Raw genomic sequence first — 11,478 nt, forward strand, 5'->3', positions numbered from 1 at the left:
CCATTTTTCACGCGTCTCCAGGGAGGGAGCCTTCTCATGCCCCACGCTCCGCTGCACGGCCTTCGGCTGGCCGCCGTGGACATCGACGGCGTCCTGCTCAACGACACCTTCAGCCCCGTCATCCACCGCCTGGCCGCCGCCTACGGGGTCGGCTACACACCCGAGTTCGAGCGTGCCGTCTTCTCCCGGCCCCGCCGGGAGGCCGCCGGGGTGTTCATCGAGGCGGCCCGCACCACCCAGTCCCCGCAGGCGGTGCTCGACGCCTACTTCCGCACGCGTGAACGCTATCTGGCCACGCATCCGGTGCGGCTGCTTCAGGGGGCCGTGGACCTGCTGCGGCGGCTGCGCGCCCGGGGCCTGCGCATCGTGTGCTACGGCGGTCTGGACCGCAGCCACTTCGAGCGGCATCTCGGCGCGTGGGCGTCGTACTTCACCGGCCCCCGCTACATCTGCACCGACGCCTTCCGCCCCGGCATCCCGGAGATCACCCGCGGCGTGTTCGGCCTCGACTACCACCAGGTGCTGTTCATCGACGACGTGGCCACCGTCGCGGAACAGGCCCGCGATCTGAACGTCGCCTTCATCGGCCGCCCCTCCGGCTTCGCCCACGGCTTCCAGCGCCGCCTGATGCGCGAGGCGGGCGTCGCCCACCTGGCCGCCAGCCCGGCCGGCATCGACGACACGATGCTCACCCGCGTCGCCCGCGACGCCGCCGCCGGCACCCTGTGGCCCCCCACCGCCCCACCCACCCCGGCACCCGCCCCCACCGCCCCACCCACCCCGTCGACCGCGTCCCCGGCCCCGCCCGCCGCACGGACCCACCCGCCGGCCCACCCGGCCTCCCCGGCCCACCCGGCCTCTCCGGCCCACCCGGCCTCTCCGGCCCACCCGGCCTCTCCGGCCCACCCTGCCTCCCCGGACCACCCGGCCGGCCCTGCCCACCCGGCCTCTCCGGGCCGTCCGGCCCTCCCGGCCGGGGCGGCGGTGCGGGTGAGACAGGTGCGGTCATGAGCGCCGGTGCGGGGGGTGCGCTGGCCGGGAGGGTCGCGCTCATCACCGGCGCCGGCAGCGGGATCGGGGCCGCCGCGGCCCGGGTGTTCGCCGAACAGGGGGCCGCAGTGGTGCTGGTGGCCCGCCGCGAGGACCGGCTGCGGACGCTGGCGGCGCAGCTGGAGGCGGCCGGCGCACGGGCCGGCTACCGGGCCGCGGACGTGACGGACGCCGAGCAGGTCCGCGGGGCCGTGGAACATGCCGTGGACCGCTACGGCCGGCTCGACGTCGCCTTCAACAACGCCGGGGCCGGGGTGGAGAAAAAGCCCCTGCACCTTCTCGGCGACGCGGCCTACGACACGGTCATGGACACCAACGTGCGGGGCGTGTGGAACTGCCTGCGGCACGAGATCACCGCGATGCTGGCGGCCGGGGGAGGAGCGATCGTGAACACCAGCAGCGTCGGCGGACTGGTCGCCTCCTCGGTGGCCGCGCCCTACATCGCCTCCAAACACGCCGTGATCGGGCTGACCAAGGCCGCGGCGGTGGAATACGCCGCGCACGGCATACGGGTCAACGCCATCGCCCCGGGACTGACCCGCTCGGAGATGGTCGACACCTGGTTCGCCCTCGATGCCACCGCGCAGCAGCGGTCCTGCGCCTCCGCTCCCCAGGCCCGCGCCGCCGACCCCAGGGAAGTGGCCGAGGCGGCGGCCTGGCTGTGCAGCGAACGGGCGAGTTTCGTCACCGGGGCGACACTCGCCGTGGACGGAGGCCGCACCGCCTGGTGAACCACCCCGCCGCCGCGCGGGCCGGGCAGGGGCGATTACCGGCCGGGCCCCGGGGCAGACAGCACACGAGAGGGTAAGGTACGTAACGTTCGGTTTTTTATTTCTCCTCGGGGAGCGCTCCATGGCACGCCAGGAACGTGCAGTACGGACCCGCCGTGCTGTTATCAGGGCCGCGGCGGAGGTCTTCGCCGAGCGCGGCTATGCCGCGGCGACCATCGCGGAGATCCTCGAGCGGGCCGGTGTGACGAAGGGCGCGCTGTACTTCCACTTCGACTCCAAGCAGGCCCTGGCGCGCGGGGTGATCGACTCCCAGCTCACCGCGGACTACTGGGTACCGCGCGAGCTGAAGCTGCAGGAGTGGGTGGACGCGGGCATGACGCTGGCCCACCAGATCCCAAGGGACGCCGTCCTGCTGGCCGGCATACGCCTGTCCGCGGACCTGGAGAGCCGGCGGCTGTTCGGCAGCGCGTGGCCGGCCTGGATCGACCTGTCCCGCGGATACCTGGAAACGGCCAAGGACCGGGGCGAGGTACTGCCCCACGTGGTCCCCGCGCAGACCGCGGAAGTCTTCCTGGGGGCCTGGCTCGGCACACAGATCTTCTCCGAGGCCGTCTCCGACATGGACGACCTCGGCGAACGGGTGATGACCCTCTTCAACCACATCCTGCCCGCCATCGCCACACCCGCGGCCCTGATCAGACTCGACACGTCCGCCGACCGCGGCATACGGGTCATCGAAGAAGTGCAACGGGCACGCGGCACGGAACTCGTACCCACCGACGCCTGACCACCCGCCACCCGGCCGCCCCCGCCCTGCCCGCCGCGCCCGCACCCACCACGCCCACACCCACACCCACACCCACACCCCGGGCCGCGCCCCCGCCGCCCTCCCACCCCCGGCCGTGCCCGGCCGCGCTCCCACCCCCGCCCCCGCGCGCACCGCTGCACCGCGCTCCCGCTCCGCTGCGCGCCCCCGGCAGCGTTCCGCCGCGCCCCGGCCGGGACCCGGTTCGGCGCAGGGGGCCGGTGTCCGCCCGCGGTGAGGAAGCCGGCCGCGCTGAGCCGGGGGCGTGAGCCGGGCCAGGGCAGAGCCGGGGGAGAGACGGCTGAACAAAACCACCCGGACAGTTTCTTCCTCCGTTTTCCCTGCGGCCCCGCAGCGCCGCGGCGTCCCCTCCCGCAGGGGCGGCGGCCCGCACGGCCCGCGGGGCGGGGCCCGCTTCCCGGACGCCCCACCGGAACATACTGAAACAGCCGTTTCACCTCCCTCCCGTTCCCCGGACTGAGCCGGCCCCGCCGGCGGCCGGGCAGGGCCTGGCCACCGGCGGGGCTCCTGCCTGCCGCATCCGGCCCGGGGCTTCCTCCGGGTGGGTCGTGTCGACAACCTGGCAAACAGACCGATCATGCGGTTTGCTATTGTCCCGGGGACGGGACTGCCGCGGGCCCTGCGGCCGGGCGGAGTGATCCATTCCTGTTCCGCTGTGCCCATGAGGAGGGCGTGATGGTCAAGCAGGAGCGGTCGGTGCGCACGCGCCGGGCCCTGGTCCTGGCGGCGGCCGAGGTGTTCGCCGCCGACGGGTACGCGCTGGCCTCGCTGACCGCGATCAGCAGGCGGGCGGGGGTGAGTTCGGGTGCCCTGCATTTCCATTTCGCCAGCAAGGACGACCTGGCCCGGGCGGTGGAGGAGGCCGCCGCGCACGCGGTGCGCGAGCTGGCGAAGGAGGCGGCAGGAGCCGGCGGCGCGCTGCGGTCGCTGGTCGGCGCCACCTCTGCCCTGCTGGCCGCGGTGGCCGGCGATCCGGTGGTGCGGGCCGGTTTCCGCCTCAGCGCCGACCCCTCGCGCAAGAACGGGGGAGAGCTGCTGTGCTGGTGGCACGATCGGGTGCGCCGGTTCGTGCTTCAGGCACACGATGCGGGGGAACTGGCCGGCGACGTCCCGCCGGACGTCGCCACGACGGTGATCGCGGCCGCCACGGCCGGCTTCGAGGCGCTCGGCGCCGCGGACCGCACCTGGCTGTCCGACGAGCGCCTAGAACAGTTGTGGAACCTGATCCTGCCACCCCTCACCGCACCCCCCGGCCGCATCCCCGCCCCCACCCCGGCAGCGACCCCCGCCCCGGCGCCCGCTCCCGCCCCGGTGCCGCCGCCGGCGGGGGCCCAGGTCCCCGCGCCGGCACCGGCTTCTGCTCCGGCCCCCGCTGCCCCGGTGCCGCCGTCGCCGGGGGCTCCGGAGGCCTCCCAGTAAACAGCGCGCCCGGTTGGTTGACGCGGCGTCGTCCCGCCCAAGACCGCCGAGCGGAACCCGGCAGGCTCGCCCCCTGTGCCCCTGTATATGTGCAATGCCCCGCGGCCGGCTGCCGTCCCGCTCGCGTCCGGATCGACGGGCGGTGGACCCGCTCCTCGAGCGTTGACAAACCGCATGTGCTGTTTTTTAATGGGTGGTGCTAGGAAACCGCTCCAGAAAGCGGCCAGAGCGACCGGGGGAGACGGCGTGGACATCGACGTACTGGGCACACTCGCCGTGCGGGAGGAGGGGGTGTCGATCACGCCGACGGCACCCAAACCCCGTCAGGTCCTGGCCCTGCTCGCGCTGCACGCCGACCAGGTCGTGCCGGTGGGTGTCCTGGCCGAGGAGCTGTGGGGGGCGAAACCGCCGCGCAGTGCGCGTCCGACGCTGCAGACGTACATCCTGCAGCTGCGGGAGCTGATCACCGCCGCGCTGGCGGGTGACGGCGGCGGGCCGGCCCGCTCGGCCAAGGACGTGCTGCTGACCGTGCCCGGCGGTTATCTCCTCAAAAGCGGTGAAGGCGTCAGCGACGTCCGGGAGTTCGACCGGCTCGCCGGTGCCGGGTACCGGGCCATGGACGCCGGCGACCCGCCCCGGGCCGCGCGCCTGCTGCGCGAGGCGCTCGCCCTGTGGACCGGCCCGGCCCTGAGCGACGTCCACACCGGCCCCCACCTGGCCACCCAGGCCAGGCGCCTGGAGGAGAGCCGGCTGTGCGCGCTGGACCAGCGCATCGAGGCCGACCTGCGCCTGGGCCGGCACCGGGAACTGCTCGCCGAGATGACCGTGCTGGTCAGCCGCTACCCCACCCACGAGAGCCTGTACGGCCAGTACATGCTGGCCCTGTACCGCTCCGGGCGCCGCGGCGAGGCACTCGACGCCTACCAGCGGCTGCGCGCCACCCTGGTGCGCACGCTGGGCCTGGAGCCGTCGGCGGCGCTGAGCAAGCTCCAGCGGTCCATCCTGAGGTCCGGCCCCGACCCCGTGCCCGCCCGCCACACCCCCGCAGGCCCCGGCCCCGTGCCCGCCCGCCACACCCCCGCGGGCCACGCCACCACAGCACCCGCAACGGTGGGGCCCGCCACGGTGGGACCCGCAACGGTGGGGCCCGCCACCTTGGGGCCTGCCGCCGTGGGCTGACCCCCCCCGGGGGCGGGTGCGAGTGCGGTTCGAGCACCCCTCCAGGCGGCCGCCGCACGGTGGAGGGAACCTGTCAGGAGGGGACGCAACGCATGGCGCCGCAGCACGCGCACTTCGCCCAGCACACGACGCCCGTGGCCGCGCCCGCCCACGTCGTCTACGGACTGCTGGCCGACGCCCCCAACTGGCCGCTCCTGCTGCCCGGATACCTCCACGTCGAGCGCATGGACCTCGCCGCCGCACCCGGCGAGGCCACCGAGGAACACCTGCGCACCTGGCACCTGCACACCGGCCACGTGCGCTCCACCCGCACCCGGCGCCTGCTGCGGCCCGCCGACCGGGCCATCGACTTCGAACAGAGCGACACCCTCCTGCCCGGCGCCCCCCTGCGCGGCACCTGGACGGTACGCCCCCAGGGCCCGGCCCGCTGCCTGCTCGGCCTCACCCACGACCCGCCCGCCGGCACCCCCGCCCCGGACACCCGGGCCGAGGCGGACCAGGTGGCCGCCGCCGCCGAACGCTGGGAGAGCCTCGACGAACTGCTGCTGTCCTTCGAGGACAGCACCCGCATCCACGGCCCCGCGGAAGCCGTCTACGACTTCCTCCACCGCATCCAGGACTGGCCCGAACTCCTCGCGCACGTCGAACACGCCGACGTGCGCGAGGACCAGCCCGGCATCCAGTTCGCCACCCTCGACACCTGCGCCACCCGCACCGGCACCACCCTCACCACCGGCCTGGTCCGCCTGTGCTTCCCGCACGCCGCCCGGATCGTCTACCGGCACACCACCGTGCCCGCACTGATCGCCGCCCACAGCGGGGAGTGGTACCTGGAACCCGAAGCCGACGGCGTACGGGCCGTGAGCGCCCACCGGGTCATGCTCCGCGCCGAAGCCGCCGCCGCCCTCGGCCCGCACGCACAGCTCACCGACGCCCGCCGGCACGTACGCGCCTGGCTGGGCCGCACCGGCACCGAGACACTGAACCTGGCCCGATGGCACGCCGAGAACGCCGTACGGCGCCTGCGATGAACACCACCACCCCCCTGGCAGCCGGGGGACCGCACCCAGCCGCGACGAGGAACACCAGGAGGCCGGCGATGGCACTGCCCCTGCCGGGCACCCGCCCGCACCGAAGTGCCCCCACCGCGCCCCCGCACACCGGCGCAACGCCCCGCCTCGCCCCCGCCTACGCCGAACTGCCCCCCACCGTCGGCCTGGCCCTGGACGCGATGCGGCTGGAGGCACTGCTGGGCGACCCCGCCGACCCGGCCAACCCCTACGGATGGCCCGCCCTGCACCACCGCCCGCACCGCACCCCGCCCGCCCCGCCGGCCGCACACACCGCCACCACCCGCCCCGCCGGCCCCCGCCGGCGCCCCGGCGCCGACCAGTACGCCCGGCTGCTGCGCCCCCTCTACCGCCGCGACCTGGCCCTCGCCCACGCCTGGAGCGCCCCCGGCGCGGCCGCCGCATACGGCCGCGGCCCCGCCGCCGCACTGCTGGCACCGGCCGGGCTGCTCGCCACGACCGGCACCGTCCTGCGCCTGGCGGCCCGCGCCGTCGACGCCGGCCCCCACGCGGCCGCCCAGTGGCAGCCCGTCCTCGCCGCCGCCTTCGCCGACCTGCTGGCCTGCGAAACCCTGACCGCGACCGCCCTGCGCGCAGCCACGGCACCCGCCACCCGGACCCAGACGACGCTGGCCGACGCCGCCGGATACCTCGTGCCGTCACTGGCCGGCGAGGTACTGGAAGACCTCCACCTCGTCCTCGGCGAGACCACCCCGCCCGCCGGCGGCGCCGCACACACCCTGCCGGCCAAGATCACCGAGGACCGGACGGCGACCGGAACCGGCCCGGCAGCCGCCGCCGCCTGCCAGGCCCGGCTCGTCACCGCCCTGACCGGCCCCATCCACCCCCCGCACCCCCCGCAGCCGGCACCGGGCACCCTCTTCCACCTCGCCGACCCCCGGCCCCCCGCCCTGGCGGCCGGCACCGACGCCCACCACACCGTCACCGCCGCCCTGCCCGCCGCAGCCGCACCACCCGACCCCGCCACCAGCCACACCAGCGGTGATCCGGCCGCCGCCGCCCTCACCCGCACCGCCCGGCGCCTGGCCACCGAACAACGCCTGCTGCACCAGCCCGCCACCCCCCGCACCCACGACCCCGCCGACCCCGCCGCCCGCGCGCTCGCCGACCGCCACGCCCTGCTGCTGACGGCCGCCACCGTCCTCGGCGTGCACCGGGCGGCCGCCGCGGCACGGACACGGTTCCTGGGCGAACCCCACTGGGCACTGCTCGCCCTGAGCCGGATCACCGAACGCCTCGCCACCCCCCTGCCCGGACCGCTGCCGGCCGTCCACACCGGCGTCTGGAACGAACTGCTCACCCGCACCCGCCACGGCGTCGACTGCGACGTGTACGCCACCAGGATGCTGTGGTGAACCCCACCACCGGCGGCGGGGGTGCGGCGGGCGGTGCGGCGCACCGGGCCGCGCCCTGCCACGTGCCCGGCCCGCAGGGACCGTGGGAACCGGTCCTGCAACAGCTCCAGGACAGCAACCGGGCGGTGGTCCACACCACCTGGGGCCAGTGGCTGACCCCCGCCCTGCTCGACCCCGCCCTGCGCACCCTCCTGGGCCGCGACTGGCCCCGCTACCGCCATCACCCCCTGCCCGGCGGCCGGCTGGGCTTCGCCGTGTCCCGCATGGTCCTCAAACACACCGCCGCCGCCGCGCTCCAGGTGCCCGCCGACCGCCTCGACCTCGCCTACCGGCCGGGCGGACGGCCGCAACTGCGCGGACTGGGCACGGACATGCACGTGAGCCTGGCCCACACCGGCGAGCTGATCGCCGTCGCCGTCAGCCGCGACGGCCCCATCGGCGTGGACGCCGAACCCGTGGACCGGCAGGTCGCCTGGCAGGCGGTACGCGAGCAGATGTGCACCCCCCAGGAGGCCGAGCGGCTCGGCGGCCTGCCCGACGACGAACGCGCCGGCCACCTGCTGCGGCTGTGGACGCTGAAGGAGGCCTACACCAAGGCCCTGGGCCAGGGCCTGGGCCGGCGGTTCACCTCCTTCGGATTCACCTGGGACACCGAAGGCGGCGCCGCCCTGAACGGCGACACGGACGGCGAGTGGTCCTTCGCCACGCACGTGGTGCAGGACCGGTTCCTGGTCAGCGAGGCCCACCGGCACCGGAGCGGCCGCCCCCGCCCGGCCCCGCCCGCCGCGGCCGGCGGCGGATGAACACACCGGACGCGGCCGACGAGGAGACGAAGCCGTGCACACACGACGTGAACAGCGGCACAGGCAACCGGCCCGCTCCGTGCGGACAGGACCGGCCGGCGCCCGGGGCAGCGGATGAGCAGTGACCACCCGCCCGCGGGCGCCGTATACGCCGTACTCCACGAGCCGCGCCCCGCACCCGCCCGGGCACCGCTCGTGTTCGAGCTGTGCGGGCCGCGCACCACCGCCGAGGCCGCCGCGGTCGCCGCCCGGATCACCGAACGCGACCCCGCCCACCGCGTCGAACTCGACGACGGCCCACCCGGCCGGCACATCCTGCGCATCACCCCACCCACCCCACCAAGCCCACCAAGCCAGCCGGCCCCGCTGTTTCCGCCGGACCCGCCGCCCCCGGCCGACCCGCCGGACCCGCAGACGCCGGCCGACCCACTGCCCCTGGCCGACCCGTCCGGGCTGCCGGACCCGCCGCCCCCGGCGGACCCGCCGCCCCCGGCGGACCCGCCGCTCCCGGTGGACCCGCCGCTCCCGGTGGATCCGCACACCCTGGAGATGCTGGCCGATCTGCTGGCCGCTCCCGGGACCCGTGCCGTGCCGGTGTCGGGGTATCAGCGAAAGGTGCTGCTCGCGGCCGTGACCGGGCCCGGCGGGCCCGGCCGCCATGTGGAGCAGCTGTTCTGGGACTGGCTGGGGCCGCTGGACGTCACCCGTTTCGCCGACGCCTGGCAGTCGGTCGCCGAGCGGGAGGCGGTGCTGCGCTCGTCCTTCGACTGGACGGCGGCCGCCCGGCTCGTCCTGCACGACACGGTCACCGTCGAGGTCGTCCGCCACGTGCGCGGCACCGTCCGCTTCGGCGAGCTGCTGCGCCGGGACCGCGACCGCGGCTTCGACCTGCACCGGCCGGGACTGCTGCGGGTGAGCCTGCTGGAAGGACCGCCCGCCGGGCAGGGCGCCCGCGACGGCTCGCCGACCCGGGTGCTGGTCACCTACCACCAGGCACTGCTCGACGAGCGCGGCGCCCGCCTGCTGGTCGGGGAGTTCTACCGCTCCTACCTGTGCGGCGGTCACCTGCCCGGCGGCGAACGGCGCCCCGACATCCGCGACCACGCCGCGTGGCTGTCCGGCCAGGACACCGGCGCGGCCCGGGAGTACTGGAGGACGGCCGCGCCGCCGGCGGGCGCGGCCGTCAGCCCCGGCCGGCCCGGCGCCCGGCCGGGGCACACCGACGGCACCGGCCGGATCCAGCGCCGCCTGCGCCCGCCCCAGACCGCCCGGCTGCGGGCCTGGGCCGCCCGGCACGGAGCGGGCGAGAGCAGCGCACTGCACGCGGTGTGGTCCCTGCTGCTGTACCGGGCGGCGGGCGCCGCGGGCCCGCTGCCGGTCGCCTTCGGCGTGCACCTGTCCGGCCGGGACCTGGCCATGCGCTACGCCGCCTCGACCCCCGGACTGCTGGGCAACCCGCTGCCGATGACCCTCACCGTCGACCCCGCCCGGCCCGTGAAGGAACTGCTGCTCACCGCCCGCGACGCCGCCCTGGACCTGACCCCCTACGCCTGGGTGCCCGGCGAGCGGATCCGCCGCTGGAGCGGACGCGGCGGCGAGCCGGCCGAGACATCCGTCCGCTTCGACCACCACCCCCTCCTGCCGCCACACCTGCAAGCCGAACTCGCCGCGCAGGGCATCGGCGTGAACGCCCCGCACAGCGCCGGCGGCGACACCACCTGGCCGCTGACCCTCGCCGCCCACTACGACACCGAGGGCGCCCTGGCGCTCACCGCCCTGTACGACCGTGCCCGCCTCGCCGACACCGACGCCTCCACCACGCTGTCGCAGTGCCTGCACCTGCTGCGCCGCCTGCCCGATCACGCGGACGGCCGCATCAGCGTCGCCCGTGTGCTGGAGCTGCTCCCGGCCGCGCAGGTGCCCCGGATCGCCCGCCCGCAGCCCCCGGGCGCCCGGCCGGGACTGACCGTCCTCAGAGCCGGCCGCCCCCACGCGGGCGTCGTCTGCCTGGTCCAGGTCCCCGGCGTCACCCCCGGCGTCCACGAGGCGCTGGCCCGCCACTACCGGGGACCGGAACGGATCGTCGCCCTGGGCCTGCCCGGCCCCTGGGACACCGGGCCGCCCGCCCTGCACACCCTGCTGGGCCCGCCGCGCCGGCTGGTGCTGTGCGGCTGCGGACCCGCGGCCCCGGCCGCCTACGCACTCGCCCGCCGCATCGCCGCGCACAGCGGCGAGCCCCCGCTGGTGGTCATGACCGGGCTGGGCGACAGCGACCACAGCGCCCGCGCCCTGACCCGGGCCCTGCACGGCGTGCGCGCCCGCAGCGGCTGAACCCCCGCCCGCCCTCGGGGGGTTCTCGAGCGGGCCGAGACCACCTCTTGAGCGCCGTGCCCGACGGTGGGCCCAAACGCCGGAGGAGAAGACATGGGCGACACGGACCGCGCACACCCGGCCCTGCGCATCGAACGCGGCCGGGCCACCGACGAGGAACTGGCCGCACTCACCGCCGTCCTGCTGTTCGCGCTCCAGGGCGGAGCACCGCGGCGGGCCGGCCACACCCCGGCCCGCCGCGCCGGGTGGAGCCGGCGGCCCAACGGCCACCGGGGACCACGCAGCTGGCAGTGACGGGCAGCCGGAGTCCAGAAGGGAACTGACGACATGTCGACGACCATTGCTCCCGCAGCGGCCGGGACCGAACAGGCAGACGTCCGCGGCCGCGTCGCGGAACTGCACGGCATCCGCGCCCAGGCGACGGCCGGGCCGAGCGAGAAGGCGACGGCGGCGCAGCACGCCAAGGGCAAGCTGACCGCGCGCGAGCGGATCGGGCTGCTGGTCGACCCCGGGTCCTTCCAGGAGATCGAGCAGCTGCGCCGGCACCGGGCGAGCGGCTTCGGCCTGGAGGCCAAGAAGCCCTACACCGACGGTGTGATCACCGGCTGGGGCACGGTGGAGGGCCGCACGGTCTTCGTCTACGCCCACGACTTCCGCATCTTCGGCGGCGCGCTGGGCGAGGCCCACGCCACG

The 11,478-nt window shown here is 76.0% G+C and carries 11 protein-coding genes; all 11 read left to right on the plus strand.

Annotated elements, in window-relative coordinates:
* Positions 1-36 precede the first annotated feature (36 nt).
* Entirely contained in the window at positions 37-1,011 is a 975-nt protein-coding gene (locus ACFWJB_RS28235; RefSeq protein ID WP_386925666.1) for an HAD family phosphatase, read from the plus strand.
* Positions 1,008-1,781, plus strand: coding sequence for an SDR family NAD(P)-dependent oxidoreductase (locus tag ACFWJB_RS28240; RefSeq protein WP_385470883.1), 774 nt, complete (start codon positions 1,008-1,010; stop codon positions 1,779-1,781). The genes ACFWJB_RS28235 and ACFWJB_RS28240 overlap by 4 nt, the downstream gene beginning before the upstream one ends.
* A 121-nt stretch (positions 1,782-1,902) precedes the next feature.
* Positions 1,903-2,568 (plus strand): ScbR family autoregulator-binding transcription factor, encoded by a 666-nt coding sequence (locus ACFWJB_RS28245; RefSeq protein ID WP_385470881.1) that lies wholly within the window; start codon positions 1,903-1,905, stop codon positions 2,566-2,568.
* A gap of 714 nt (positions 2,569-3,282) precedes the next feature.
* Positions 3,283-4,026, plus strand: coding sequence for a ScbR family autoregulator-binding transcription factor (locus ACFWJB_RS28250; RefSeq protein WP_386925669.1), 744 nt, complete (start codon positions 3,283-3,285; stop codon positions 4,024-4,026).
* Positions 4,027-4,272: 246 nt separating this feature from the next.
* A complete protein-coding gene (locus ACFWJB_RS28255; protein WP_386925671.1) occupies positions 4,273-5,205 on the plus strand; it encodes a BTAD domain-containing putative transcriptional regulator in 933 nt (310 codons plus the stop codon).
* A gap of 92 nt (positions 5,206-5,297) precedes the next feature.
* Complete coding sequence (locus ACFWJB_RS28260) at positions 5,298-6,236, plus strand: SRPBCC family protein (protein WP_386925673.1); 939 nt, start codon at positions 5,298-5,300, stop codon at positions 6,234-6,236.
* A gap of 68 nt (positions 6,237-6,304) precedes the next feature.
* Positions 6,305-7,651: a hypothetical protein gene (locus ACFWJB_RS28265; RefSeq protein ID WP_385470873.1), complete on the plus strand. Its 1,347-nt coding sequence runs from the start codon at positions 6,305-6,307 to the stop codon at positions 7,649-7,651.
* Complete coding sequence (locus ACFWJB_RS28270) at positions 7,648-8,454, plus strand: 4'-phosphopantetheinyl transferase family protein (protein ID WP_386925675.1); 807 nt, start codon at positions 7,648-7,650, stop codon at positions 8,452-8,454. The genes ACFWJB_RS28265 and ACFWJB_RS28270 overlap by 4 nt, the downstream gene beginning before the upstream one ends.
* A 114-nt stretch (positions 8,455-8,568) precedes the next feature.
* Positions 8,569-10,785 (plus strand): condensation domain-containing protein, encoded by a 2,217-nt coding sequence (locus tag ACFWJB_RS28275; RefSeq protein ID WP_386925677.1) that lies wholly within the window; start codon positions 8,569-8,571, stop codon positions 10,783-10,785.
* Positions 10,786-10,878: 93 nt separating this feature from the next.
* A complete protein-coding gene (locus tag ACFWJB_RS28280; RefSeq protein WP_386925679.1) occupies positions 10,879-11,079 on the plus strand; it encodes an acyl-CoA carboxylase subunit epsilon in 201 nt (66 codons plus the stop codon).
* 33 nt (positions 11,080-11,112) lie between these two features.
* The coding region (locus tag ACFWJB_RS28285; protein WP_386925681.1) for a carboxyl transferase domain-containing protein at positions 11,113-11,478 on the plus strand (366 nt) is incomplete at its 3' end.

It is taken from the genome of Streptomyces sp. NPDC127100 (genome assembly GCF_042724095.1).
Classification (GTDB): Bacteria; Actinomycetota; Actinomycetes; order Streptomycetales; family Streptomycetaceae; genus Streptomyces.

Bases quoted from the DNA above. Each gene is read 5' to 3' on its own strand.
- ACFWJB_RS28235 (WP_386925666.1), top strand. From the start codon at position 37: ATGCCCCACGCTCCGCTGCACGGCCTTCGGCTGGCCGCCGTGGACATC.
- ACFWJB_RS28240 (WP_385470883.1), top strand. From the start codon at position 1,008: ATGAGCGCCGGTGCGGGGGGTGCGCTGGCCGGGAGGGTCGCGCTCATC.
- ACFWJB_RS28245 (WP_385470881.1), top strand. From the start codon at position 1,903: ATGGCACGCCAGGAACGTGCAGTACGGACCCGCCGTGCTGTTATCAGG.
- ACFWJB_RS28250 (WP_386925669.1), top strand. From the start codon at position 3,283: ATGGTCAAGCAGGAGCGGTCGGTGCGCACGCGCCGGGCCCTGGTCCTG.
- ACFWJB_RS28260 (WP_386925673.1), top strand. From the start codon at position 5,298: ATGGCGCCGCAGCACGCGCACTTCGCCCAGCACACGACGCCCGTGGCC.
- ACFWJB_RS28265 (WP_385470873.1), top strand. From the start codon at position 6,305: ATGGCACTGCCCCTGCCGGGCACCCGCCCGCACCGAAGTGCCCCCACC.
- ACFWJB_RS28275 (WP_386925677.1), top strand. From the start codon at position 8,569: ATGAGCAGTGACCACCCGCCCGCGGGCGCCGTATACGCCGTACTCCAC.
- ACFWJB_RS28280 (WP_386925679.1), top strand. From the start codon at position 10,879: ATGGGCGACACGGACCGCGCACACCCGGCCCTGCGCATCGAACGCGGC.